We start from the raw sequence: 25,206 nt of genomic DNA, 5'->3' as shown, positions 1-25,206 counted from the left end.
CCATTAAAACAAGAAATACCGCTGCGTCATCGGCAGTTCCGTGACCGGCTTGGGTTCGATCAGCTCGCCGTCGACGTGCACGGCGAAACTGTCCGGCTCCACCCGGATGTACGGGGTGGCGTCGTTGAGCACCATGTCGGCCTTGCCTCGGGAGCGGGTGTTCGCGATCGGCACGAGCTCGCGAGCGATGCCGAACCGTTCCGCCACCCCGTTCTCGATGGCTTCCGGCGCGACGAAATGGAAGCTGCTCGCGGCCGCGACCGCCGGGGCGGCCCCGAACATCGGCCGCGCCAGCACCGGCTGCGGCGTCGGGATGGATGCGTTCGCGTCACCCATCGCCGCCCACGCGGGGAAGCCACCCTTGAGCACGACATGCGGCCGGACGCCGAAGAACTTCGGTTCCCACAGCACGAGATCCGCGAGTTTCCCGACCTCGACCGAGCCGATTTCGCGGTCCATCCCGTGCGCGATCGCGGGGTTGATGGTGTATTTGGCGACATAGCGACGAGCCCGCAGGTTGTCGGCCGCCCCGTCGCCGGGCAGCGCGCCGCGCCGCCGCTTCATCACGTGCGCGGTCTGCCAGGTCCGGATGATCACCTCGCCGATCCGGCCCATGGCCTGCGAATCCGAGCTCATCATGGAGATCGCGCCGAGATCGTGCAGGACGTCCTCGGCCGCGATGGTCGTCGGCCGGATCCGGCTTTCGGCGAACGCCAGATCCTCGGGGACGGACGGGTTCAGGTGATGGCAGACGACCAGCATGTCCAGATGCTCGTCGAGGGTGTTCGCGGTGTGCGGGCGCGTCGGGTTCGTCGACGACGGCAGGATGTTGGGCAGCCCGGCGACCTGGATGATGTCCGGTGCGTGCCCGCCGCCCGCGCCTTCGGTGTGGTACGCGTTGATCGAGCGGCCGCCGATGGCGTCCACAGTGGACTCCAGGAAGCCTGCCTCGTTCAGTGTGTCGGTATGGATCGCCACCTGGACACCGGATTCGTCGGCCACGGTGAGACAGGCGTCGATCGCGGCCGGGGTGCTGCCCCAGTCCTCGTGCAGCTTGAATCCGCCCGCGCCGGCGGCGAGCTGTTCGCGCAGCGCCTCGTGCCGGACGGTGTTCCCCTTGCCCAGCAACAGGACGTTGACCGGCTGGCCGTCCATCGCCCGCAGCATCCGGCCGAGATTCCACGCGCCGGGCGTGACCGTGGTGGCCTTGCTGCCCTCGACCGGGCCGGTGCCGCCGCCGACCAGCGTGGTCAATCCGGACGCCAGCGCGGTGTCGGTCAGCTGAGGGCAGATGAAGTGGACGTGGCAGTCGATTCCGCCCGCGGTGAGGATCTTCCCGTTGCCGGACAACACCTCCGTGGACGGGCCGACGACCAGCGCCGGATCCACGCCGTCCATCGTGTCCGGGTTCCCTGCCTTGCCGATGCCGACGATCCGGCCGTCGCGGACCCCGACGTCGGCCTTGACGATGCCCCAGTGGTCCAGGATCACCGCGCCGGTGATGATCAGGTCCGGCGCGCCTTCGGCCCGGGTCGCCATGCCCTGGCCCATGGATTCGCGGATGACCTTGCCCCCGCCGAACAGCACCTCGTCGCCGCTGCCGGACGGCCCGACACTGCGGTCTTCGGTGACTTCGATGAGCAGATCGGTGTCCGCGAGGCGGATCCTGTCGCCGGTCGTCGGGCCGAACAGTTCGGCGTAGCGCTCGCGATCGATCGACGGCATCAGGACTCCTTGCGCAATCCGGGCACCGCGCGGTTCCCGGCCAGCGGGACGAGGTCGACTTCGCGTTCGACGCCCGGTTCGAAACGCACCGAAGTTCCCGCGGGGATGTCGAGCCGATGTCCTCGCGCGGCCTCGCGGTCGAATTCGAGTCCGGGATTGACCGCCGCGAAATGGTAGTGCGAGCCGACCTGGACGGGCCGGTCGCCGAGGTTCCGCACGAGCAGCCGGACGCGCGGCCTGCCGGGGTTCAGTTCGACCGGTCCGTCGCCGGTGATGATCTCTCCTGGTCGCACTCGCGGCCCTTCCTAGACGATCGGATCGTGCACGGTGACGAGCTTCGTGCCGTCCGGGAAAGTGGCTTCGACCTGCACGGAATCGACCATTTCCGGGATCCCGTCCAGCACCTGCGCCCGCCCGAGGACCGAACGCCCGCTCGCGACGAGCTCGCTCACCGTCCGGCCGTCACGGGCGCCTTCGAGGACGTGATCGGTGATCAGCGCGACCGCTTCGGGGTAGTTCAGCAGGACCCCGCGTTCCAGGCGTTTGCGAGCTACGTCCGCCGCGACGTGGATGAGCAGTTTGTCCCGCTCCTGGGGGCTCAGGTGCATGAGAAAGGTGTATCACCGGAATCCGTGGACCGCCGGTTCTCGAAACACAGGATTTACCTCGGCGACCGGTACACGCAAAGTGAACGTCGCCGTAACTCTTCGCGTACGAAGGCCGTTTTCACTGAATCGTTCTCGTAATCGTGACCGAAACCACCACATCTTTCGATTGCCCCTGGACCCGACGTGGAGCAAAGTTTGTCCATCCGTGCGATGAGGCGCGCCTTCGCCGCGTATGTCCCGTCCACGCGTGAAACACAAAGCCGGGGAATGCGCATCGAAAGGTTTCACCACAGTGAGTACCTCCACGATCAGCACCAATCAACCGTCCGACCAGGTCGACGACGGTTTCCGACCCGGTCTCGAAGGTGTCGTCGCCTTCAAGACCGAAATCGCCGAGCCCGACCGTGACGGTGGCGCGCTGCGCTATCGCGGTGTCGACATCGAGGATCTCGCCGGCAAGGTGACCTTCGGTGACGTCTGGGGTCTTCTCGTCGACAGCCGGTTCGGTCACGGGCTACCGCCCGCCGAGCCGTTCCCGCTGCCGGTGCACACCGGTGACGTCCGGGTGGACGTCCAGGCCGCGCTGGCCATGCTCGCCCCCATCTGGGGTTACCGGCCGCTGCTCGACATCAGCGACGAAGAGGCCCGCGACCAGCTGGCCCGCGCCTCGGTGATGGCGCTTTCGTATGTCGCCCAGTCCGCGCGCGGCATCGGACAGCCCGCCGTCCCCCAGACCCGGGTCGACGAGGCGCAGTCGATCACCGAACGCTTCATGGTCCGCTGGCGCGGCGAGCCCGACCCGGCTCACGTCAAGGCCATCGACGCCTACTGGGTCTCGGCCGCCGAGCACGGTCTCAACGCCTCGACCTTCACCGCCCGCGTCATCGCCTCGACCGGCGCCGACGTCGCCGCGGCGCTGTCCGGCGCGATCGGCGCCATGTCCGGCCCGCTGCACGGCGGCGCGCCGGCGCGGGTGCTGCCGATGATCGAAGAGGTCGAGAAGACCGGTGACGCGGTCGGCCTGGTCAAGGGCATCCTGGACCGCAAGGAACGGATGATGGGCTTCGGGCACCGCGTGTACCGCGCGGAGGACCCGCGGGCGCGCGTGCTGCGCCGCACCTGCCAGGAGCTCGGCGCGTCGCGCTACGAGGCGGCCGCGGAGCTGGAGCAGGTGGCCCTGAAGGAGCTGCGCGAGCGGCGTCCGGACCACCCGATCGAGACCAACGTCGAGTTCTGGGCGGCCGTGATCCTGGACTTCGCCCAGGTGCCGCCGCACATGATGCCCGCGATGTTCAGCTCGGCGCGCACCGCCGGCTGGGCCGCGCACATCCTGGAGCAGAAGAAGACCGGGCGCCTCGTGCGTCCTTCGGCCAAGTACGTCGGGCCGGAGCCGCGCAAGCCGGAGGACGTCGAAGGCTGGGACCTGGTCGCCAAGCAGGCGTAGCGCGCGTGCAATGAAGGGGCCTTTCATAGCAAAATTTGCTATGAAAGGCCCCTTCATTGCATCTGCGGGACCGAAGAATCGTGGGTCGCGGTAGCCGAGAGCATGGCCGTCAGCTGGTCGACCAGCCAGCTGTCGAGCACCTCACGCGGCACAGCGCGCTCCTGCAACCAGCTCAGCAGAGCGCCCTCGACCACCGCGGTCCAGCACCGCAAGGTCAGCAGCACCATCGGCGAGGGCTCCGGCACCGCCAGCGCGCCGAGGATGAGCTCGACGGCGCGGTTGCGGACCTCGTCGATCGCCGCGTCCGTCTCCGAGGTCGCGATCACCGAACCACTGCGCAGCAGCGCCACGTACCCCGCGCGGTAGTGGTCGGCGACGTCGATCAGCCCGCGGACGGCGGCCCGCAGCCGCGTTTCGGGCGGGCCCTCCTCCAGCCCGGCGAGGCCGTCGATGAGCCCTTCGGTGACCGTCTTCAGCGCCTCGACCTGCAGTTCCCGCAGGCTCGAGAAGTACCGGTAGAACAGCGGCCGCGAAACCTCGGCGCGCGCGATGATGTCGTCCACGGTGACGAGTTCGGGCGCGCGCGAGCCGAACAGGTCCAGTGCGGCGCGGATCAGGTCGTCGCGGCGAGCCTTTGCCGACATCCGGCGAGGACGTCTGGCGGAGGTCACGGGGTGACGTCCAGCTTCGCCGCGGCCCGCAGCAGTCCGGGGGTGAGCCGGGAGAGGACGAGCGCGGCCTTGGCCTCCGGGGTCGACGGCTGGATCGCCTTGTCCTTCTCGACCGCGCGCAGGATGTCGCGCGCGACCTTCTCCGGGCCGAAACCGCGTTTCGCGTACAGCTTGCTGCTCGACTTCTGGCGCCGCTTCTGCTCGACGTCGTCGACGCCGACGAACCGGGTGGTGCTGGTGATGTTGGTGTTCACGATGCCGGGGCAGATGGCGGTCACGCCGATGTTCTCGGCGGCGAGCTCGGCCCGCAGGCACACGCTCAGGGTCAGCACGGCGGATTTCGTGGTGGCGTAGGCGGAAAGGATCTTCGACGGCAGGTACGCGGCGGCCGAGGCGACGTTGACGATCTGGCCGCCTTCGGCTCGCTCGCGCATCTGCTCGGCGAACACGCGGCAGCCGTGGATGACGCCCCACAGGTTCACGTCGATGAGGCGTTCCCAGTCCTTGACCGTCGTGTCGAGGAACGGGCCGGACAGGCCGATCCCCGCGTTGTTGATGACGATGTCCGGGACACCGAACTCTTCCTTGACCTGCTGGGCGAACTTCTCGACCGCTTCCGCGTCGGAAGAGTCCACTGTGTACTCGCCGACGGTGGCACCCTTGTCCCGCAGGAGTTTCGCGGTGTCCGCGGCGGCGGAGCCGTTGATGTCGGTGATGACGAGGTCGGCGCCCCTGTCCGCGAACGCGAGCGCCGTCGCGCGGCCGATCCCGCTGCCCGCGCCGGTGATCAGGACGAGCTTGTGCGCGAAACCGCCCTCGCGGGCCTGCTTGAGCGCGCGGCTCTCGTCCCCGCCTTCGACGTGGTCGATCAGCTCGGCCGTGGCGTCGGCGATCACCCGCGGCTTCTCGCGGACCACCCAGTGCGTGCCGACGATCCGGCGGACGCGAAGGTCCGGCGCCCAGCGCTCGATCTCGGTCTGCAGCGGCGTGGTGACGAACTTGTCGCCGGTGGGCGCGAGCACCTGGACCGGGATTTCGGCGTTGCGCGGCTTCGGCCGGGAGAGCCGGGTGAACATGTTGGCGCGGTAGAGGTTGAGCCCGAACAGGCCGTCCGAAGTGGACGGCGCGGCGGCCGCCGGATCCATCCGGCCGATCAGCGCGCCCATGGCGCCGGTGCGCCACAGCAGCTGCGGGATCAGGGGGATCTGGAAGCCGAGGATGTACGTCGAGTGCGCCCACTGGACGAGCGCGTTCTTGAGCCGTTTCGGGTTCGGGCGCACCTGCGCGCGGAACCACGCGCCCGCGTGATCGAGGCTCGGCCCGGAGATCGACGTGAACGACGCGAGCCGTCCGCGCAGCCTGTCGCCGGTGACCGAATGCCAGGTCTGGATGGAGCCCCAGTCGTGCGCGAGCAGGTGGACCTTGCCCTCGGGCTGGACCTCGTCGACGACCGCGGCGAGGTCGTCGGACAACTGGTCCAGTTTGTAGGACCCGCGTCCCGAAGGCTTGTCCGAGCGGCCCGCGCCGCGGACGTCGTAGACGACGACCCGGTAGCGGCTTTCCAGCAGGGCGGCGACGCCGTCCCACATGGAGCCGTTGTCCGGGTAACCGTGGACGAGCACCACCGTGGGCGCGTCGTCGACACCGGTCACCCGGACCGAGAGGCGGACACCGTCGCTGGCAGTCACCCACGTATGAGACATAGTGTCATGTTAGACAACATGTCAATAAGGCCGTTTCTTGAGCAGCTCGCGGCCGAGCGTCCACACAGTGTCGATCACGAGGACGAAGGTCCAGATCCGGCCGAGGTTCAACAGCCAGTGACCACTCCAGTTCCAATACCAGCCGGCCTCGTGCGCCCCGCCGAACAAGGCTTCGACCGGCCAGCTGTGACCGGCCATCGCCAGCGCCGCCTGCGCGAGGACGTAGACCGCGACATGGACCGTCCAGTTCCGGAGCGGGTTCGCCCGCTTGTTCGCCCCTTCCGTCACCGATTCGGCCTCTTGTGGACTGTCCTCGATCATGCGGGGAGCCGGTTTTTCCTTCTGTGACGCCGTTTTCACTTGTTCCACGGGAAACTCCGCAACTCCGACACGCCGTACGGCGCCACGAACCACGAACGATCCGAAGATCAGGAGCGCCGCCGCGCCGAAGCAGGCGACGCGCCAACCGGCGTCCGAGCCGTAGAGCTGCCCCGCCAGGAAGGTCCCGATCGTCGCTCCGAGTAGCGTCGCGCTCTCGTAGATCCCCATGGCCCGGCCGAGGCTCAGCCCGGCCGCCTCGGCGACCACCGCCTGCTCCACCGGGATGGCCGCCGCGAACGCCGCCGCCGACAGGACCCACATGACCGCGAGCACCACCGGGCCCGGCGCGAACGACAGACCGGCGGCGAAGACCGCGCTCGCCACCATCGCCAGCGAGAGCACCCGCGTCCGGCCGACCTTGCGAACGAAACCGTGCAGGTAGTCCGGCAGCAGGCTGTACACGATGAAACCGGGGATGAACACCGCGGCGATCTCGCCGAGTTCCAGCTGATGCCCGCGTTGCAGGTGCATCAGGAGCAGCAAGGCGACCCCGGCCTCGGCCATCGCGGTCAACGCGACGAGCGCGAGCATCGGGCGCATCCGTTTGCCCAGTTGCAGCAGCCGCGGCGCGTCTTCCCCGTGGACCGGCGCGGGCTTCGCGCTCAGCAAGACGACCGCGGCCCCCACGCAGGCCGCCGCACCGAGCCAGAACACGCCCCGGTAGTCGATCCAGGAGATCGCGGTCAGCGCGACCACGAACGCGATCCATGTGCCGCCGCCCTCGGCCGCGAACAGCTTGCTGAACGCGCCGTCGTCCCGCGCGAGTCCCTCCCCCACGCGGGCCCGCAACGCGACCCAGAACAGCGCGCCACCCGCGCCGCCGAGAACCGCGGCCAGGTAAGCGACACCGATCCCCGGCGTCACGGCATAGATCACAAAGGACAGTCCATAGAGGACCGCACCGGCGGCCGCGATCCGGCCCCGGTCGAACCGATCCGCCAGTGAGCCCGCGATCGGCCGGACCACGAACGACACCAGCGTCTCCAATGCGGTCAGCGCCCCGACCTCGGCGGCCGACGCGCCGAGCTGGCTGCCCACCCACAACGGCAGGAGGAAATCGAGGACCTCCGCCGGTCCCTTGGTCAACGCGGCGGCGAGCTGGTTCTCCTCCGCCCGCTTTTTCTGTGCGACTTCGTCCACCCCAGTACCCCCTTTTCGGATACGACTGTATTCTAAAGAGATCAGCCGGGCAAGAAGTCCCTAGGATGCGAACGTGCCGAAGATCGTGGACCGGACCGAACGCCGCCGGGAGATCGCCGGCGCCCTCCTGCGCATCGTCGCGCGCGAAGGCGTCGAGGCCGTCAGCGTGCGCTCGGTCGCCGCGGAAGCGGGCGTCTCCGGCGGCGCGGTGCAGAAGTACTTCTCGACCAAGGAAGATCTGTTCCGCTTCGCGCTCGACATGACGAGCGAGTTCCTGGAGCAGCGCTGGAACACCCTCGACCAGTCCGGGAACCTGCTGGACCTGCTGCTGCGACTGCTCGTCGAGGCGATGCCGCTGGACGAACAGCGTCGCGCGGAAGTGATCGTCATCAACGCCTTCACCGCCCGCGCCGCCGTCCTGCCGTCGTGGGCCGAGTTCATCCGCACCGGCTACGACGAGCTCGCGGAGATCACCGCTCAGTACATCGCGAAAGCGCAGTCGGCGGGCGATGTCCGCGACGACCTCACGGCCTCCGACCTGGCCGACGCCGTCCTCGCCCTTTCGGACGGCTTCGCGAACCGGATGCTCACTTCGGCCGACCCGGCCACGCTGCTCCCCTCCCTCGAAACCACCGTCCGCACCCTGCTCACCCCTCGCACCCTCCGCAATTAGTCCTCTGAATGCGGTAGTTGCGCGTGCAGGTACCGCATCCAGAGGACTAAACGCGGGAGGAGGGGACACCGGTGTCCATCGATCGGTTGACAGCCGGGTTCAGTCCTGCGGACGTCCCGGGGCACCGGCCCGCCGAAGCACGATCGACGTATGAAAACAGCGGTGAAGGTGCGCGGCCTGCGCAAGGAGTACCCGGGCCACACGGCCGTCGGGGGCATCGACCTCGACATCGACCAGGGCGAGGTGTTCGCGCTGCTCGGGCCCAACGGCGCGGGCAAGACGACGACGGTCGAGATCCTGGAGGGCCACCGCGAGCGGACGTCCGGCGAGGTCGACGTCCTCGGCGAGGACCCCGGGACCGCGGGCCGGGCTTGGCGCGCGCGGCTGGGGATCGTGTTGCAGACGGCCAACGACGCCGCCGAGCTCACCGTCGCCGAGACCGTCCGGCACTACGCCCGCTACTACCCGAATCCGCGTGACCCCGAAGAAGTGATCGAGAAGGTCGGCCTGACCGAGAAGGCGGGCGCCCGCGTCAAAAGCCTGTCCGGCGGGCAACGACGTCGCGTGGACGTCGCGCTCGGGATCATCGGGCGGCCCGAGCTGGTCTTCCTCGACGAGCCCACGACCGGATTCGACCCGGCGGCCCGGCGCCAGTTCTGGGAGCTGATCCGGAGTCTCGCCCACGAAGGCACCACGATCCTGCTCACCACCCATTACCTCGACGAGGCCGAGGCGCTGGCGGACCGCGTCGCCGTCATCACGCGCGGCGCGATCGTCGCCGAGGGGACGCCGCAGACGCTGGGCGGCCGGGCGACCGCGGAGGCGACCGTCCGCTGGGCCGACGAACGCGGCGGTCACCAGGAACGCACGCACTTCCCGGCCAAGCTCATCCGCGAGCTCTCCGCCGACGGCCGTGAACCGTCGGAGCTGACCGTCCACCGGCCCACCCTCGAAGAGACCTACCTCGACCTGATCGGAGAAGCCCGATGACCACACTGCCCACGCTGACCCACCCGGGCAAACTCCCCGGGACCCTGTCGCTGGGCCTCATCCGGGGCTCCGCCGAACTCAAGCAGTTCTTCCGTATCCGGGAACAGGTGATCTTCACCTTCGCCTTCCCGTCCCTGCTGATGATCCTGCTCGGCTCGATGCTGAACACGTCGATGCCGGGCATGTCGATCACCACCGGTCAGGTGCTGGCCGCCGGCATGATCGGCTCCGGCATCGTCTCGACGTCGTTCAACAGCATCGGGATCAACCTGTCGTCCGATCGTGAGCTGGGGGCGCTGAAACGGCTGCGCGGCACGCCGATGCCCGCCGCGTCCTACTTCATCGGCAAGATCATCCTGGTCGGTTTCACCAGCATCGCCCAGGTGGTGCTGATGTCGATCGTCGGCACCCTGCTGTTCGACCTCGACCTGCCCACCGACCCGATGAAGCTGCTGACCGCGCTATGGGTCTTCCTGCTCGGCATCACCAGTTGCACGCTCCTGGGCATCGCGCTCAGCTCGGTGACGAAGTCGGTCAGCGGCGCGGTCGCGGTGACCAACCTGATCTACATCGCGCTGCAGTTCATCTCCGGGGTGTTCGTCACGCCGATCACCAACCTGCCGAAGGTTATGGTCACCATCGCCTCCTTCTTCCCGGTGAAGTGGATCTGCCAGGGCTTCCGCTCGGTGTTCCTGCCGGCCGAGGCGGCGACACAGGAAATGGCGGGGACATGGGAACTTCCGATGGTGGCACTGGTGCTGACGGCGTGGTGCGTGGCGGGGCTGCTGCTGGCGAAGCTGACGTTCCGCTGGTCGAACGAAGGCAAGTGAACGCCTGGGAGCGGCTGTTCTGGCTCTGGGAGGTCCTCTTCGGGATCACCTTCGCCGCCACGACGGCTCTGATCCTCATCGGGGACGACGCCGCCGCCGACAAGACGATCGCGATCCTGTGCCTGGTCGGCGTCGGCGTCACCTACCTGGTCCGGGGCCGCGGCCTCATCAAAGGCCCGGACTACGAGGGCACCCCGTGGCTGTTCGTCGGCGTTCTGATGCTCCTGCTGACGGCGGCCATCTTCGCCACCACCACCTCGAGTTTCATCCTGTTCTTCGCCTGCCCGGTGCTCTACATGACGCTGCCGACGAAGACGGCGTCGATCCTCACCACGATCGCGGTCCTGCTCGGCCCGCTGTCGTCGATCGTCCGCGGCGGTCTCGATCAGCCCGCGCTGCGCATCCTGGTGCCGATGACGGCGATCCTGATCATCTTCAGTCTGCTCGCCGGGCGCTACACCACGCAGATCATCGAACAGAGCAAGGCGCGGGCCGCGCTGATCGAGCAGCTGAAAGCCAGTCAGGCGGAGGTTTCCCGGCTCTCCAGGGAGGCGGGAACGGCCGCCGAACGCGAGCGGATGGCCCGCGAGATCCACGACACGCTCGCGCAGGGCTTCACCAGCATCGTCACCCTCACCCAGGCCATCGAGTCCGAAATGGACACCGACCCGACGGCGGCCCGGCGCCACCTGGACCTGGCCGCGCGGACGGCGCGGGAGAACCTGGCCGAGGCCCGGGCGATGGTCGCGGCGCAGGGGCCGTCGGCGCTCGCCTCCGGCTCCCTGGAAGAGGCCCTGCGGCGGCAGGTCGAACGACTGACCGAGGAAGCCGGGATCGAGGCGGACGTCGAGATCGGCGGCCCGCTGCCCGCACTGCCGATGGCCACCGAAGTCGTCCTGCTGCGCGGGGCGCAGGAGGCACTGAGCAACATCCGCAAGCATTCCCGCGCCACCCGGGTCTCGCTCCGTCTGTCCGTTGTGGACGGCCGGGTCCGGCTCGGCGTGACCGACGACGGCACCGGATTCGATCCCGCCGCGCCCACCGGCGGTTTCGGCCTGTCGGGGATGCGGACGCGGGCGGATCAGGTCGGTGGCATCGTGACGTTGACGAGCGAACCCGGTGCGGGGACGACACTGGAACTGGAGGTGCCCGCGTGATCACGATCATGCTGGTCGACGATCACCCCGTGGTGCGGGAAGGCCTGCGCGGCATGCTGGAGGCCGAACCGGATCTGAGCGTCATCGGGGAAGCGGGTTCCGGCGACGAGGCCGTGGCGCTGAGCCGGGTCAAGCAGCCGGACGTGATCCTGATGGACCTGCGGATGCCCGGCCTCGACGGCGTCGGCGCGACCAGGAAGATCCTCGCCGACCGGCCGGGCCAGCGGGTCGTCGTGCTCACCACCTACGAAACGGACGCGGACATCCTGCGCGCCGTCGAGGCGGGAGCCTCCGGTTACCTGCTGAAGGACGCTTCGCGCACGGAGCTGGCCGGGGCGATCAGGGCGGCGTCACGCGGCGAGACGGTCTTGGCGCCTTCGGTCGCCGGGAAGCTGGTGAACCGGGTGCGCAACCCGACGGCGTCGCCGTTGTCGGCGCGCGAGATCGAGGTGCTCCGGCTGGTGGCGCGGGGAAGCACGAACGCCGACATCGGGCGGACGCTCCACATCAGCGAGGCGACGGTCAAGACCCACCTGCTCAGGACGTTCGGTAAATTGGACGTTTCGGACCGCACGGCGGCTGTGACCACCGCTATGCGACTGGGCCTGCTCGGGTAGGCAGAATGCGTCCCATGCTTGCCACGACCGAAATGGCGCTGCTTCGCCGCCTCGCGCACGAGCAATCCTCGTGCCGCGCCCCGTCCATCGTCGCCGCCGTCGTCCGCGACGGAGAACTCGTCTGGTCCGGAGGGCGCGGCCGCGTCGACGGCGCGACACCGGGCGCCGACACGCAGTACCGGCTCGGGTCGATCACCAAGACACTCGTCGCGACGGCCGTCATGCGCCTGCGCGACGAGGGCAAGCTCGACCTCAACGACCCGCTCGAACAGCACCTGCCGGGCACCGCGTTCGGCTCGGCCACCATCGCGCAGCTGCTCTCCCACACCTCGGGCCTGACCGCGGAATCGCCCGGCTCTTGGTGGGAGCGCACGGTGGGCGCCGACTGGGACGCGCTCGTCGAGAGCCTCAAGGACGGCGCGACGCGGCTGCGGCCGGGCAGCAAGTTCCACTACAGCAACGTCGGTTACGGCGTGCTCGGCGAACTGGTCGCCCGCCACCGCGGGCAGTCGTGGCTCGACGTCGTCCGCGCCGAGATCCTCGGCCCGCTCGGCATGACCCGGACCTCGCCGCATCCGGAAGGCGCGCACGCGAACGGGTTCGCCGTGCACCCCTTCGCCGACCTCCTCATGCCGGAGCCGTCGCCGGACGCGGGCGCGATGGCGCCCGCCGGGCAGCTGTGGTCGACGATCACCGACCTCGCCCGCTGGACGGCGTTCCTCGGCGGCCACACCGGCGGCGTGCTGAGCGAGCAGACCGTCGCGGAGATGCGTGAGATGGTCACCGTGGACGACGGCGACGCCTGGACCACCGGCTTCGGCCTCGGCGTCATGCTGGTCCGCACGGAGGGCAGGCGGCTGGCCGGGCACACCGGGTCGATGCCGGGCTTCCTCGCCTGCTCCCTGGTCGACGCGAACGCCGGCATCGGCGCGCTCGTGCTGACGAACTCCACGGCGGGCGTCGGCATCACGCAGCTGTGCCTCGACCTGATGAACCTGACCGAACAGCACGAGCCGTCGATGCCCGAGGAATGGGTTCCGTCCACTGTGGACCCGAAGCTGCTGGAGCTGACCGGGTTGTGGCACTGGGGCCCGACGCCGTATCACCTGCGGCTGCTCCCGGACGGCCTGTTCTCGCTCGCGCCGTCCGACGGCCCCGGCCGCGCGTCGCGGTTCGCGCCGGTCGGCGAGGACACCTGGGTCGGCCTCGACGCCTACTACGCGGGCGAAACGCTGCGGGTCGGGCGGGACTCGGCGGGGAGGCCGAACCACCTCGACCTCGCGACGTTCATCTTCTCGCGGACGCCGTTCGACCCGGCCGCGCCCATCCCGGGCGGCGTCGACCCCGACGGCTGGCGCTAGCGGAAACGGAAGGCGGCGGTCGTGAACTCGCGGCCGCCGTCGGCGCACACCAGGACGTCGCTGTAGTCGGGGTCACCGACGACCCACATCCGACGCGGGCCGCGCAGTGACTCGGCGAGTTCGCCGGGGCATCGCTCGATGACGAACTTCGCCGGGCGGCCGTCGAGGACGGCCCACCCGCGCGCGGTGTCCGCGTCCGGATCCAGCGTGGCGGTGGCCAGTGCCCAGGGGCCGAACACGACATCGAGGACACCTTCACGGCGCCGGATCGTGAACCGCAGCGCCGCCCACCACTGACGGGTCTTCGGTGAGGAGATCTCGTCCGGGCCGTCTCCGTGCACCCAGCGCGGCAGGCCGGGAACGAACACGAGCACGAGCGTCGCCACGAAACCGATCGGCGCGCCGATCGCCGCCGTCTCGTCCCACTCGCCGAAGACCCAGTGGATCACGAACACGAGGAAGTACAGGAACAGGAAACCCCATCTGGGTCTCCACGGATCGGGCATCAAGCAGCCGGGGTGTGCCCGACGGCCGTACCCACCGCGGCGATGAACTTGCGGGCGATGCGCTTGCCCTCGCCCCAGTCGACGAACCCGAACTTCAGGCTGGTCTGGATCGCCAGCCCCGAGCCCTCCGGCGTCCGCTCGACCTTCACCGTGACCGTCTGCCCGTAACTGAAGAGGCCCATGCTGGTGGAGAAGGTGACGTAGCCCGCGGCCGCGTCGTAGAAGGGGTTCTTCCCCTTGACCGCCGTGACCCCGTTCGGGAGGGCCTGCCACAACGCGTCGGGGGGCAGGGGGAATCGCTCGTGCACTGTCGCCATGACGCGAGAAGCTACCCGCCGGTCGGCGGGAGCGGGAGCGTGATCCCGATTCCCATATAGCGGACACTCGGCACCGACTGTCAGCAGGGTCATCCCGACCTGAGAGACTGGGCATATGACCGACGCACCTGAGTTGACCCTCCCCGCGGACCTGAAGCCTGCCGATGGCCGCTTCGGCTGCGGACCGTCCAAGGTCCGTGACGAACAGCTCGCCAACCTGGCGAAATCCGGTGCCACCTACCTCGGCACCTCGCACCGTCAGAAGCCGGTGAAGTCCCTCGTCGGCCGCGTGCGTGCGGGTCTGTCCGAATTGTTCTCCCTGCCCGAAGGCTACGAAGTGGTCCTCGGCAACGGCGGGACGACCGCATTCTGGGACGCCGCCGCGTTCGGGCTCGTGCGGGAACGCTCGCAGCACTTCACCTACGGCGAGTTCTCTTCGAAGTTCGCCACGGTGACCAAGGGCGCCCCGTTCCTCGCCGATCCGATCGTCGTCAAGGCCGACCCGGGCAGCGCGCCCGAGATCGCCTACGAAGCCGGTGCCGACCTGGTCGGCTGGGCGCACAACGAGACCTCGACCGGTGTCGCGGTGCCGGTCCGCCGCCCCGAAGGCAGCGACGGCGCGCTCGTCGCCATCGACGCCACCTCCGGCGCGGGCGGCCTGCCGGTCAAGGCCGAGGACTTCGACGTCTACTACTTCGCGCCCCAGAAGTCCTTCGCCTCCGACGGCGGCCTCTGGATCGCGCTGGCCTCGCCCGCCGCGGTCGAGCGCATCGGCGAGATCGGCGCGAGCGACCGCTGGATCCCCGAGTTCCTGTCGCTGACCACGGCGCTCGACAACTCCCGCAAGGACCAGACGTACAACACCCCGGCGGTGTCGACGCTGTTCCTGCTGGCGGACCAGATCGAGTGGATGAACTCGAACGGTGGTCTCGAGTGGACGACCGCGCGCACCCGCGACTCGTCGACCCGGCTGTACGAATGGGCCGAGAAGACCTCGTACACGACGCCGTTCGTCAGCGACCCGTCGCTGCGTTCGCAGGTCGTCGGCACCATCGACTTCGCCGACGAGGTGGACGCCGCCGCGGTGGCGAAGGTGCTGCGCGCCAACGGGATCGTCGACACCGAGCCGTACCGGAAGCTCGGCCGCAACCAGCTGCGCGTCGGCCTGTTCCCGGCCATCGACCCGGACGACATCACGAAGCTGACCCAGAGCATCGAGTACGTCGTCGAGCGCCTGGGCTGAGCTAGCTTTCCGTGAAGGCCCCCTTCATTGCGCTAGACGCAATGAAGGGGGCCTTCACGTACTTGGAGAAGACAGCGGCCAGCACCAAGAGCAGCAGGCCGTACAGGACAAAGGATTCCGTCGCCAGCCACCAGCCGAAGCTCCCGGCGGGCCGCGGCGCGAGCCACATCGGCGCGACCACGAACAGCGCCGCCGTCACCACCGCGAGCGCGGAGGAAACCACCGACCACAGCCACACCAGCAGCACGAGGATCGGCACGCACCAGATCCAGTGATGCGTCCAGGTCACCGGCGAGACCAGCAGGCCGCCGACGGCACAGGCGGTCAGCGCGAACACCGGTTCCGCGACGCGCACGATCACGAACGCGGTCAGCGCGACCACCACGACCGCGGCCAGCATCCAGACGATCTCCTCGGCCGAACCGAACCCGAACCGCGCCAGCATCCCGCGCAGCGACTGGTTGCCGACGTAGCCGCGATCGCCGATACGGCTGGTGTCGAAGAGGACGTTCGTCCAGAACTTCGCCGACGCTCCGGGCGCGGCCAGGAACATCAGCAGGCCCGCGCCCAGGAACCCCGCGACGACCCGGGCGGCGGAGCGGAAGTCCTTGCGGAACAAGAAGAACAGGATGAAGAAGGCCGGGGTCAGCTTGATCGCCGCGGCTACGCCGATCAGCAGTCCCTTGGTGCGGGCGCGGCCCGGCAGGAGGGCGTCGGCGACGACCATCAGCATCAGCAGGGTGTTGATCTGGCCGAAGCCGAGCGTCGACCGGACCGGTTCCATGATCCCGCCGGCGGCCTGCGCCCCGATCGCCGCCAGGACGGCGATGGCGCGGCCGCGGACATCGGCGCGGTCAGCGAGCGAACCGTTGAGCGTCGCGACGAAGAGGTACACGACGATCCCGCCCGCGATGATCGACGCGAGCCCGACCAGCCGCGTCGCGACCGCCGTCGACAGCAGCGTGCCGGGCACGAACACCGCCGCCGCGAACGGTGTGTAGGTGAACGGCAGCCAGCCGCCGTGCGTCTGGACCCACGTGCCGTACAGGTCGCCCGAGCCGAGGAGCAGCCGGGAGCCGCCGACGTAGACCTCGAGGTCCTGGCCGTCGAACACCTTCATGGTGAAGAGCACGCCGACCACGACGACTTCCAGCGCGATCAGCGCCCCCGCGAGTTTCCGCCCCGACAATCCCACCAGCACCCGGCGAGATTACCCACCGCCACCACGCAGTTCGTCCTCTGGATGCGGTAGTTGGTAGTGCCAACCACCGCATCCAGAGGACGAAACGCGAGCTAGGCGAGGGCCTGGGTCGGCGGGAGCCGGGCCGCGCGCATCGCCGGATAGGCGCCGGCGACGGCACCGACCAAGGCCGAGACGCCGACCCCGCCGAGCAGGGCACCGACGGGTAGCACCGCGGGCCAGCCCTGACTCAGCGCGTACCCGGATGTCACGAGGACGCCGACCAGCACCCCGGCGACCCCGCCGAGCCCGGACAACAGCACCGACTCGGCCAAGAACTGGCCTCTCACCTGCCGTTTCGTCGCGCCGAGCGCACGGCGCAGGCCGATCTCCCGGCGCCGCTCCAGCACCGAGATCACCATCGTGTTGGCCACCCCGACACCGCCGACCAGCAACGCCACCCCGCCGAGCCCGAGGAACAGCGCACTGTAGGTGTTTTCCGTCAGCTTCTGCGCCTCCAGGGCCTCCGACGGACGACGCACCTCGACCTCGTTCGGCGCCTCCGGGTTCATCGTGTGCGCGAGCACCGAACGGACGTTCTCGACCTGCGCGTCCTTCGCCCGGACGTACACGTTGGTCGGATGCCCTTTGAAGCCGAGGAGCCGCTTCGCCGCGTCCCAGCCGACCAGCGCCGACCGCTCGATCTCGGGCGCCAGCGGCGTCGGCCCGAGGATCCCGCCCACGGTGAACCATTTCCCGTCGATGAACACCCGCGGCGGGTCGGCCTGGTCGACGTGGTCGATCCCGAGCCGCGCGGCCGCGACCGAACCCAGCACGACGACCGGGTAGTCACGGGTCGCGTCCCGGAGGAACTGCCCGTCACGGACGGAGCCGCCGATGACGCCGAGGAGATCCGGGGTCGCCGCGAAGACGGACAACCCGGACGTCTCGTCCTTGTCGATCTTGTCCGTCCGCCGGACGGACGCGCTGGTGCCGCCGATCGCGGACGCCGCCGTCACCGGGGCGATCCGCTTCGCCATCGGCACCGCGCTGTCGGGCAGGGTCGCGTCGCCGCCGAACATCGTCTTGCCCGGACCCGCCGAAAGCAGGTTGGTGCCGAGTGCGGCCAGCTGGTCCTGCAGCGCCTTCGCGCCCGACGCCGGGATCGCGAGTACCGCCACCATCGCGGCGATCCCGATCCCGATGCCGAGCGCGGACAGCACCGCGCGCATCGGCCGCGTCCGCATCCCGTGCGCGCCGAGGTTCAGCACGTCACGCGGGCCGAGCCGGGCCGGATTCGGCGTCGGCACCTTGTCGAGCACGGGTGCGCTCACACCAGCACCCCCGTCCCGGTGTCGAGCCGGATCCGGCCGTCCCGCAACTCGATCCGCCGCGGGATGCCCGCCGCGATCTCCCGGTCGTGCGTGATGATCACGACCGTCGTCCCCTGCGAGCTCAACGTGGCGAGCAGGTTGAGGATCGCCGCGCCGTTGCCCGTGTCGAGGTTCCCGGTCGGCTCGTCGGCCAGCAGGATCGACGGCGAGTTGACGACCGCCCGCGCGATCGCCACCCGCTGCCGTTCCCCGCCGGAGAGCTCGTTCGGGAAATGTCCCGCACGGTGCGCGAGCCCGACCCGGTCCAGCGCCGCCAACGCCCGCTCGTGACGTTTCCGCCGCGGCACCCCCGCGTACAGCAGCCCCGTCGCGACGTTGTCGACCGCGCTCACCCCCTCGCTGAGGAAGAACTGCTGGAACACGAAGCCGATCCACCGCGACCGCAACGCGGAAAGCTTGCGGTCGGGCAGTTTCGCGACGTCGTGCCCGCGCAGTTCGATGACGCCGCTGGTCGGCCGGTCGAGCGTGCCCATCAGCTGCAGGAGCGTCGACTTCCCCGAGCCGGACGGCCCGAGGATGGCGACCATCTCCCTGTCCTCGATGGACAGGCTCACCTCGTGCAGGGCGCGCACGCCGCCGGGATAGGTGCGCGAGGCGTCGCGCACGGCCAGCACCGGGGTCATGACGTCGTCACCACGCGCATCCCGGCGGCGAGGCCGGTGCCGGTGATCTCGACGCGGCCATTGCTGAACAGGCCGGTCTTCACCGCGACGAGCCGCCGTTTGCCGCCTTCGTCGACCTCGACGGCGTAGCCGCCCTCGGCGAGCGCGAGCAGCGCGCCGACCGGGACCGCCAGCACTCCACTGTGGACCTCCTTGGTGAACCGCACCGAGACCGGCGTCGAATCGAGCGAACCCGCCGCGGCCGGATCGTCCAGCTTGATCTTGACCTTGATCTTCGGCTTGCCGTCGTCCTGCCCGGCGCCGTCCTTGCCGTTCTCCGCGACCTTGCCGACCTCGGTGATCACGCCGTTCGTCGTCTTGCCGCCGGTGATGTCGACGCCGACCTTGTCGCCCTCCTTGGCGATGGCCTGCTTGGCGGCGTCGAGCTTGACCTCGACGATCCTCTCGGTGCCGGTGTACTTCAGCAGTTCGCCGCCGCCGGGGCCGCCGAGCTGCGCGGCGAGCTGCGAAACCCGGATCTCGCCCGCGGCGAGGACGACGTCGCCCTGCCCGAAGGCGCCGGTCTGCTCGACGCCCAGCGACTTCTGCCACTTCTTGATCGCGGCGGCGGTGGCCGAGGTGAACTTCTTGTCGGGTGTGCCGAAACCGCCGAAACCGAGCGCCTTCAGGTTCTCTTCCAGCTGCTTGACGTCCGGACCGTCCGTGGCCCCGTCCGCGAGGTCACGGAAGAACGGCAGCGTGCCGTAGAACAGCGGGACCGGTTTGGCGTCGACGCCGTACACCGCTTTGCCGCGGGTGAGCACGGCGCCCGCGTCCGGAAGGGACGTGATGGTGCCCTGTTTCCGGCCGGCGAGGGAGCTTTCCTCGCCGTAGCCGAGCTTTCCGTTCGCTTCCTCTTCCTCCTGCAGGTCGGTCTTCTCCACCTTCGCGGTTTCGACCGGCGGCGGCGCCTGCCCGACCTGCTGGGCCTCGGACGTGACCCTGGTCAGCACGACCACCGACATCGTCCCGACCACGACGACGAGGACCGCCGCGATGATGAACCAGCGCGCCCGGCGCGAACGCCGAGCGCCGCCGGGTCCTTCGTGTTCGCTCATTTCGCCGGGGCCGCCCTCATGCTCATGCCGAGACCGCAGGCCTTCGCCGCTTCTTCGAACTTCTTCGGGTCACCGCCCGCGTCACCCAGCGGGATGGCCACACCGCCCTTGCCCCCGGGCTCGGGGTCCGGGAAGTCGATGCCGTGGTCGCGCATGCACTTCGCTTCCTTGCGCATCTTGTCGAGCTCTTCCGGCGTGGGCGGCTTGATCTCGCCGCCGTTCGGCAGTAGCTTGCGGCACGCCTCGTCCGCGGCCTTCATCTTGTTCTCGTCGGGCATGTCGGCCGCCTCGAAGGTGACCGTGTCCTGGCCGTTGGCGTCCCTCTTGGGCTCCGGCATGTTGACGCCGTGCTCGCGCATGCACTTCGCGAAATTGCGCCTCTTGTCCTCGTCGGACACGTTGTCGGCCTGCTGCCCGTCACCGGCTCCGGCGCTCGGCGGCGACGAGATCGAGGCGACCTTGTCGCCGCCGTCCCCGCCACCGCCGCAGCCGGCCACCAGCGCGAAGACCGCTCCGGCGATCAGTGCCGCCATCGGTCGTTTCCGCATCGCTGCTCCTTCGGTCGTCTTGGCGACCCGATTTCTACGGAGACGGCGATTCCGGCGCGGTAAGCGAAGTCGCTTATGTCGCGCTTACGGCAGCTACGCCCGGCCGGCTGACGCGTGCTTGAAGCCGGAACTCGCGTGTCTCCAGCCGGATCACGCAGTTCCGGCTCCAAGCACGCGAGTTCGCCCTTCGATGCCACCCGGTGCCGGCCATGTTGCGAAAGCTGACCACCCGGTCGGCTGACCGGCGCTTATCCCGCGCTTACCCCCATCCGGGGCAGACTGGCCCGGTGCGAGTGCTGGTGGTGGAAGACGAGCGGCTCCTGGCGGACACGATCGCCGAGGGCCTGCGACGGTTCTCCATGGCCGTCGACGTCTGCTACGACGGCGGCCAGGCCCTGGACCGGGTGGGGGTACACGGCTATGACGTCGTCGTGCTCGACAGGGACCTTCCCGTCGTGCACGGCGACCAGGTCTGCGCGGCGGTAATCGAGACCGGTGGCGAGGCACGGGTCCTCATGCTCACGGCGGCAGCCGACGTCGACGACCGGGTCGCCGGGCTCGGCCTCGGCGCCGACGACTACCTGACGAAACCGTTCGCGTTCGCCGAACTCGTCGCGCGGGTGCAGGCGCTGTCGCGGCGCGCGCGGCCGGCGCTGCCGCCGGTGCTGGAACGCGGCGGCGTCGTCCTCGACCTGCCCCGGCATCAGGCGTCCCGCGACGGCCGGTTCCTTTCCTTGTCCCCCAAGGAATTCGCGGTACTGGAGGTGCTCATGCGCGCCGAAGGGACCGTCGTCAGCGCGGAAGAACTGCTGGAAAAGGCGTGGGACGAGCACGCTGATCCGTTCACGAACGCCGTCCGGGTGGCGATGATGACGTTGCGGCGCAAACTCGGCGACCCGCCGCTGATCGAGACCGTGCCCGGCGCCGGTTACCGGTTCGGGCCGTGAAGCCGCTCCGGATCTCCCTGCGCACCAAGCTGACGGCGCTCTACGGCGGGGCGTTCCTGGTCGTCGGGCTCGCGCTGCTGGTCGTCAACTACCTGCTGGTGAGCTCGAAGCTGCCGGATTCGGCGGCGTTCGCGACCGACAGCACCGCCGGCATCGCGATCCAGCGCGCCCCGGCGTATCCGATGGACACGACGAGCGTCATGCCCGCGCAGCGCGCCGAAGCGGTCCAGCTGGTCGCGACCTCGATCACCGAATACCGCTCGGACGTCCTTTCGACCCTGCTGTGGCAATCGCTGGTGGCGCTGGCGATCGCCGGCGCGCTCGCGGTGCTGTTCGGCTGGCTGATGGCGAGCCGGGTGCTGCGGCCGCTGCACGCGATCACCTCGACCGCGCGGAAACTCGAGGTCGAGAACCTCGACCGGCGGATCGACCTCGACGGCCCCGACGACGAACTCAAGGAGCTCGCCGACACCTTCGACGGCATGCTCGACCGGCTCGCCGTGTCCTTCGACAGCCAGAAACGGTTCGTCGCCAACGCCTCCCACGAACTGCGGACCCCCCTGGCCGTGCAGCGCACGCTGGTCGAGGTGGCGATGGCCGACCCCGACGTCAGCCCGGAGGTCCGGAAACTCGGCGAGCATCTGCTCTACACCAACGAACGCAGCGAACGGATGATCGAAGGCCTGCTCGTACTCGCCCGCAGCGATCGCGGCCTGGCCACGCGCGGCCCCGTCCGGCTGGACGAGGTCGCGGCGACGGTGATCCGGTCGGCGTCGGCCATGGCCGAGGAAGCGGGGATCACGGTGGAGTCGCGGCTGCGGCCGCGGACGGTGTCCGGCGATCCCGTGCTGCTGGAGCGGCTGGTCACGAACCTCGTGCACAACGCCATCACCTACAACCGCAAGGGCGGCTGGATCCACGTCGACATCGGCGGCGATCCGGCGCTGGTGGTGCGCAACACCGGCCCGCAGGTGCCGCTGGACGCCGTACCCGCGCTGTTCGAGCCGTTCCGGCGGCTTTCCGGCGATCGGACCGGCGACTCGCGCAACGCCGGGCTCGGGCTGTCGATCGTCCGGTCCATCGCGCAGGCGCACGGCGGGGCCGCGGGCGCGGAACCGGGCGGACGCGGCGGCGGACTGGTCGTCCGGATCCGGCTGCCGTAGATTCCCCCGATCGTGACTGTGCGTGTCCAGCGCGTCACGCGTCGAGCCGTGTGTTGCTCCGACAGAATGCACTTGCGGTCATGAACAAAATAGTGAGCAGAACACATGACATCGGCGCGCCTCACACGTCAAGGCGACGCGCCGTTTTAACGTGGACACCCACAAAGGTGAAGAATCGGGGAGGCGAGAATGCGAGCGCTACGGGTGGTCGGGCTGCACGAGGACGGTAAGTCCATCGTGTGCGAAGACCCGGCGAGCCGCACGCGCTTTCTGCTCCCCGCGGATGAGAGGCTGCGAGCGGCGGCGAGGGGTGACATCACCCGCCTCGGCCAGATCGAAATCGAGTTGGAGAGCCAAATGCGGCCACGCGAGATCCAGGCACGAATCCGGGCCGGTGAGTCCGTGGAGCAGGTCGCGAGCAGCGCCGGCGTGACCGTGCAGCGCGTCGAGCGGTTCGCGTACCCCGTCCTGCTCGAGCGTTCCCGCACCGCCGAACTGGCCCAGCGCGCGCACCCGATCCGCGAAGACGGCCCCGACGTGCAGACCCTCGGCGAGGTCGTGGCGCACTCCTTCGGGCAGCGTGGCCACGACTACAGCCAGGCGACCTGGGACTCCTGGCGCGGCGACGACGGCAAGTGGGTCGTCGTGCTGAGCTGGAAGGCCGGCCGCTCGGACAACCGCGCGCACTGGGCGTTCGCTCCCGGCGCGCACGGCGGCACCGTCCAGGCCCTCGACGAGAACGCCGAAGTCCTGCTCAACCCCAACGCCTACCGCGCCCCGCGCACGGTCCGGGCGCTGGACCCGGGCAAGGAACCGGCCGTCCAGCCCACTTTGGACTCCGTACCCGACGAACCGGTCGCGAAGGTGATCGACGCGCCGATCGCGGAGCCCGACGAAGATGTCGAGCCAGCACTCCCGGCTGACGAGCCGGGGGAAGTGGCCGAACCCGCCCCACGGGCGAAGGGGAAGAAGAACCACCCCATCGTTCCATCCTGGGAAGACGTCCTATTGGGCGTCCGATCGCAACGAGGTTGACTTCGCACGTAGTGGCCCCTTCCGGTGGAGGGGCCATTACGTGCGTCCGGGGACCTGCGCGATCAGGTATTTCGGCGCCACGAGGCAATAGGCGTCGGTGACGATCCGCTCGATCTCGGTCCAATCGACGTCGACGTCCACCCGGACCCCGATCCAGCCACTGTGCCCGACATACGGCGGCCGGAAGAACCGCTCCGGTTCGGCGCCCACCAGTTCTTCCTGCGCGCCGGGCGGCGCCGGGCACCAGAACGCGACCTTGTCGTCGTGATAACGGTCGGCGTACTTGACGAACGTCTTCTTGCCGCGGACGAACCACGCCGGCTCGCCGTGGCTGAGGCGCTCGGTGGCCTCCGGCAGCGCGAGGCAGAGCCGTCTGAGTGAAACGAGCGGGTCACCGGCCATGGATCTCAGTATCCTCGTGCGAGGGGGATACTCATGCACGATCGGTACATCAGCACCGTCCGGTTGCGGTTCGAGGTGTTCACCGGGGCGCCGTACTCCCACGTGTCACCGCTGGAATGGCGGATCGACCCAGAGAGCGTCCGCGGGATCGCGCGGATGCGCGGCTATCTGGAGATCCCGCCGATGTACCAGGGCTGCCTCAGTTTCCAGTACGCGCCACTGCACGTCCCGCCGGTTCCCTGTTTCGACGGTCCCGACCGGCCGGACAAGGACCGGGAACGCTGGCTGCTCAACCAGATCAGCGGTTCGGACCAGGTCTGGATCAGCCTCAAGCACGCGAATCTCTCCGCCCGGCGTGTCGCGGAGGTCGCCGAGACGGAGGGTTTGCGGGTCGCGGCGGATTTCGGCGATCACGACGACCGGATCCTCCTGCTCAACCGCGACCCGCCACCACCGCTGCTTCCGTCGCCTTCACCCGGCGTAGCCCGGTTCCGCCCCGTGTGGCTGAACGGCATCGTGCCCGTCGCGATCGCCGTCCTGCTCGTCGTGGCGTTGATTTCCGCCGGAGCGTCGGACGAATCCGGCGACCCGCTGGCCAACCTGCTGTTCTTGGCCGCTTTCGCCGGAATCATCCCGGCCGCCTTCGTCACCTGCGTGTTCCCGCGCACCTCCCGCCTCGGGTGGCTCGCGCGGGAATTCGACGGGCGGCCCCACGTGCAGATCGCGATGCGCGCCTACCGGATCTCCCCGGCTCTGGTCGTGCAGATCGCCGGATACCGCGGTTACACGCTGAGCGGACATAGGGCGGCGCAGACGGGCGGGCAGATCCTGATGTTCTCCAAACGCGTCTAGAAGACGACGATCAGCACGCCGATCCACGCGATCACGATCCCCGCGGCCGCGCCGAACGACGCCCACCGCACGATCGGCACCCGCCGCGCGAGCCACAGCGACGGCGTGATCCCGGCGGTCACGACGGCGGACGCGAGCAGCGCGAGCCAGCCGCTGGTCTCACGCGCCAGGGTGTTCGCCAGCGCCAGCATCGCCACGACGACCACGGCCGCGACGAACGCGGAGATGGTCAGCCCGGTCAGCCACGGCGTCGGTTCCCCGGCGGGGTCCGGCGTGCCGAAGAGACGGCGCGCGAGTTCGCTGCGGGGTGCGGGGGCGGGCGGGTCGATGATGACGCCTTCGCCGGAAACGGGATCGACGAAGCGGACCGAGGTGCCCATCGTGGCCGCGACCCGCTGGGCGAGCTGACGGCCGCGTTGCGAGACCACGGAAACGGCTTCGGTTCCGGAGTCGCCGACGACGGACGCGACACGCGCCCATTCGTGCAACGCCTGGGCGAGGTCCGAACCGATCGCGAGTGAGTGCGGGTCCACTTCGCGCGCGCTTTCGCCGCCCGGCCCGGCCAGCACCGCGCGTCCCTCACGGATCCGCAATTCCAT

General features: G+C 69.4%; 27 protein-coding genes. 12 read left to right on the top strand and 15 right to left on the bottom strand.

Annotation, left to right across the window (positions count from 1 at the left end; all coding sequences use genetic code 11):
* Positions 1–3: 3 nt before the first annotated feature.
* Genes IE302_RS40280 through IE302_RS40270 form a run of 3 tightly spaced genes read right to left on the bottom strand, consistent with a single transcriptional unit; the run spans position 4 to position 2,333 of the window.
* On the bottom strand, positions 4–1,725 hold the full coding sequence (locus IE302_RS40280; RefSeq protein ID WP_191259724.1) for an urease subunit alpha: 1,722 nt from the start codon (positions 1,723–1,725) through the stop codon (positions 4–6).
* Positions 1,725–2,018: an urease subunit beta gene (locus IE302_RS40275; RefSeq protein WP_191259723.1), complete on the bottom strand. Its 294-nt coding sequence runs from the start codon at positions 2,016–2,018 to the stop codon at positions 1,725–1,727. The genes IE302_RS40280 and IE302_RS40275 overlap by 1 nt, the downstream gene beginning before the upstream one ends.
* Before the next feature lie 12 nt (positions 2,019–2,030).
* Positions 2,031–2,333 carry an urease subunit gamma gene (locus IE302_RS40270; protein WP_191259722.1) on the bottom strand — a complete coding sequence of 101 codons (303 nt, stop codon included), beginning with the start codon at positions 2,331–2,333 and terminating at the stop codon, positions 2,031–2,033.
* Positions 2,334–2,625: 292 nt separating this feature from the next.
* Between IE302_RS40270 and IE302_RS40265 the strand changes: the two genes are divergently transcribed.
* Positions 2,626–3,777, top strand: a complete 1,152-nt coding sequence (locus tag IE302_RS40265) for a citrate synthase 2 (RefSeq protein ID WP_191259721.1) — start codon at positions 2,626–2,628, stop codon at positions 3,775–3,777.
* Between the two features lie 53 nt (positions 3,778–3,830).
* Here the strand turns inward: IE302_RS40265 and IE302_RS40260 are convergent, their stop codons facing one another.
* From IE302_RS40260 to IE302_RS40250, 3 genes are read right to left on the bottom strand one after another with little or no spacing between them, the layout of a single operon-like run.
* Positions 3,831–4,421 carry a TetR/AcrR family transcriptional regulator gene (locus IE302_RS40260; protein WP_191259720.1) on the bottom strand — a complete coding sequence of 197 codons (591 nt, stop codon included), beginning with the start codon at positions 4,419–4,421 and terminating at the stop codon, positions 3,831–3,833.
* A 23-nt stretch (positions 4,422–4,444) separates the two neighbouring features.
* Positions 4,445–6,136 carry an SDR family oxidoreductase gene (locus tag IE302_RS40255; RefSeq protein WP_191259719.1) on the bottom strand — a complete coding sequence of 564 codons (1,692 nt, stop codon included), beginning with the start codon at positions 6,134–6,136 and terminating at the stop codon, positions 4,445–4,447.
* A gap of 36 nt (positions 6,137–6,172) precedes the next feature.
* A complete protein-coding gene (locus IE302_RS40250; RefSeq protein ID WP_191259718.1) occupies positions 6,173–7,672 on the bottom strand; it encodes an MFS transporter in 1,500 nt (499 codons plus the stop codon).
* A 73-nt stretch (positions 7,673–7,745) separates the two neighbouring features.
* Here IE302_RS40250 and IE302_RS40245 point away from each other — a divergent pair, with 73 nt between their 5' ends.
* The 6 genes from IE302_RS40245 to IE302_RS40220 all read left to right on the top strand — a co-directional run bounded on the left by IE302_RS40245 (position 7,746) and on the right by IE302_RS40220 (position 13,300).
* On the top strand, positions 7,746–8,345 hold the full coding sequence (locus IE302_RS40245) for a TetR/AcrR family transcriptional regulator (protein ID WP_191259717.1): 600 nt from the start codon (positions 7,746–7,748) through the stop codon (positions 8,343–8,345).
* Positions 8,346–8,495: 150 nt separating this feature from the next.
* Positions 8,496–9,335, top strand: coding sequence for an ABC transporter ATP-binding protein (locus IE302_RS40240; RefSeq protein WP_229908280.1), 840 nt, complete (start codon positions 8,496–8,498; stop codon positions 9,333–9,335).
* Between the two features lie 5 nt (positions 9,336–9,340).
* Entirely contained in the window at positions 9,341–10,165 is an 825-nt protein-coding gene (locus tag IE302_RS40235) for an ABC transporter permease (protein ID WP_373308088.1), read from the top strand.
* Positions 10,162–11,322, top strand: a complete 1,161-nt coding sequence (locus IE302_RS40230) for a sensor histidine kinase (RefSeq protein WP_191259715.1) — start codon at positions 10,162–10,164, stop codon at positions 11,320–11,322. The genes IE302_RS40235 and IE302_RS40230 overlap by 4 nt, the downstream gene beginning before the upstream one ends.
* Positions 11,319–11,939 (top strand): response regulator, encoded by a 621-nt coding sequence (locus tag IE302_RS40225; RefSeq protein WP_191259714.1) that lies wholly within the window; start codon positions 11,319–11,321, stop codon positions 11,937–11,939. Before IE302_RS40230 ends, IE302_RS40225 begins: the two co-directional genes overlap by 4 nt.
* A gap of 14 nt (positions 11,940–11,953) precedes the next feature.
* Positions 11,954–13,300, top strand: a complete 1,347-nt coding sequence (locus IE302_RS40220; RefSeq protein WP_191259713.1) for a serine hydrolase domain-containing protein — start codon at positions 11,954–11,956, stop codon at positions 13,298–13,300.
* Here the strand turns inward: IE302_RS40220 and IE302_RS40215 are convergent.
* Together IE302_RS40215 and IE302_RS40210 are read right to left on the bottom strand one after the other, a co-directional pair.
* A complete protein-coding gene (locus IE302_RS40215; RefSeq protein WP_191259712.1) occupies positions 13,297–13,806 on the bottom strand; it encodes a hypothetical protein in 510 nt (169 codons plus the stop codon). The genes IE302_RS40220 and IE302_RS40215 overlap by 4 nt on opposite strands.
* Positions 13,806–14,123 (bottom strand): hypothetical protein, encoded by a 318-nt coding sequence (locus IE302_RS40210; protein WP_191259711.1) that lies wholly within the window; start codon positions 14,121–14,123, stop codon positions 13,806–13,808. The genes IE302_RS40215 and IE302_RS40210 overlap by 1 nt, the downstream gene beginning before the upstream one ends.
* A gap of 115 nt (positions 14,124–14,238) precedes the next feature.
* Here IE302_RS40210 and serC point away from each other — a divergent pair, with 115 nt between their 5' ends.
* On the top strand, positions 14,239–15,366 hold the full coding sequence (serC, locus tag IE302_RS40205) for a phosphoserine transaminase (RefSeq protein WP_191259710.1): 1,128 nt from the start codon (positions 14,239–14,241) through the stop codon (positions 15,364–15,366).
* 1 nt (position 15,367) lies between these two features.
* Here serC and IE302_RS40200 read toward each other — a convergent pair whose 3' ends face one another.
* The 5 genes from IE302_RS40200 to IE302_RS40180 form a co-directional block, all read right to left on the bottom strand.
* Entirely contained in the window at positions 15,368–16,567 is a 1,200-nt protein-coding gene (locus IE302_RS40200; protein ID WP_191259709.1) for a glycosyltransferase 87 family protein, read from the bottom strand.
* Between the two features lie 92 nt (positions 16,568–16,659).
* Positions 16,660–17,880 carry an ABC transporter permease gene (locus IE302_RS40195; protein ID WP_191259708.1) on the bottom strand — a complete coding sequence of 407 codons (1,221 nt, stop codon included), beginning with the start codon at positions 17,878–17,880 and terminating at the stop codon, positions 16,660–16,662.
* A complete protein-coding gene (locus IE302_RS40190) occupies positions 17,877–18,563 on the bottom strand; it encodes an ABC transporter ATP-binding protein (RefSeq protein ID WP_191259707.1) in 687 nt (228 codons plus the stop codon). The genes IE302_RS40195 and IE302_RS40190 overlap by 4 nt, the downstream gene beginning before the upstream one ends.
* Complete coding sequence (locus IE302_RS40185) at positions 18,560–19,660, bottom strand: peptidoglycan-binding protein (protein WP_191259706.1); 1,101 nt, start codon at positions 19,658–19,660, stop codon at positions 18,560–18,562. Before IE302_RS40185 ends, IE302_RS40190 begins: the two co-directional genes overlap by 4 nt.
* Positions 19,657–20,208 (bottom strand): hypothetical protein, encoded by a 552-nt coding sequence (locus IE302_RS40180; RefSeq protein ID WP_191259705.1) that lies wholly within the window; start codon positions 20,206–20,208, stop codon positions 19,657–19,659. Before IE302_RS40180 ends, IE302_RS40185 begins: the two co-directional genes overlap by 4 nt.
* 287 nt (positions 20,209–20,495) lie before the next feature.
* On the opposite strand from IE302_RS40180, the gene IE302_RS40175 reads away from it, so the two are divergent.
* From IE302_RS40175 to sepH, 3 genes are all read left to right on the top strand, one after another.
* On the top strand, positions 20,496–21,155 hold the full coding sequence (locus tag IE302_RS40175; RefSeq protein WP_191259704.1) for a response regulator transcription factor: 660 nt from the start codon (positions 20,496–20,498) through the stop codon (positions 21,153–21,155).
* On the top strand, positions 21,152–22,318 hold the full coding sequence (locus IE302_RS40170; protein WP_191259703.1) for an ATP-binding protein: 1,167 nt from the start codon (positions 21,152–21,154) through the stop codon (positions 22,316–22,318). Before IE302_RS40175 ends, IE302_RS40170 begins: the two co-directional genes overlap by 4 nt.
* Before the next feature lie 189 nt (positions 22,319–22,507).
* Positions 22,508–23,353 carry a septation protein SepH gene (gene sepH / locus IE302_RS40165; RefSeq protein WP_191259702.1) on the top strand — a complete coding sequence of 282 codons (846 nt, stop codon included), beginning with the start codon at positions 22,508–22,510 and terminating at the stop codon, positions 23,351–23,353.
* Positions 23,354–23,389: 36 nt separating this feature from the next.
* Here the strand turns inward: sepH and IE302_RS40160 are convergent, their stop codons facing one another.
* Positions 23,390–23,755, bottom strand: a complete 366-nt coding sequence (locus IE302_RS40160; RefSeq protein WP_191259701.1) for an MmcQ/YjbR family DNA-binding protein — start codon at positions 23,753–23,755, stop codon at positions 23,390–23,392.
* A 33-nt stretch (positions 23,756–23,788) separates the two neighbouring features.
* On the opposite strand from IE302_RS40160, the gene IE302_RS40155 reads away from it, so the two are divergent.
* Entirely contained in the window at positions 23,789–24,607 is an 819-nt protein-coding gene (locus IE302_RS40155) for a hypothetical protein (RefSeq protein WP_191259700.1), read from the top strand.
* Here the strand turns inward: IE302_RS40155 and IE302_RS40150 are convergent.
* Entirely contained in the window at positions 24,604–25,206 is a 603-nt protein-coding gene (locus IE302_RS40150; RefSeq protein WP_191259699.1) for a DUF2537 domain-containing protein, read from the bottom strand. The two genes, IE302_RS40155 and IE302_RS40150, sit on opposite strands and share 4 nt — an antisense overlap.

The sequence above is a fragment of the Amycolatopsis oliviviridis genome (genome assembly GCF_014654365.1).
Lineage (GTDB): Bacteria > Actinomycetota > Actinomycetes > Mycobacteriales > Pseudonocardiaceae > Amycolatopsis > Amycolatopsis oliviviridis.
Note: the sequence above shows the minus strand (reverse complement) of the source record. Positions and strands in the feature narration are given on the sequence as shown.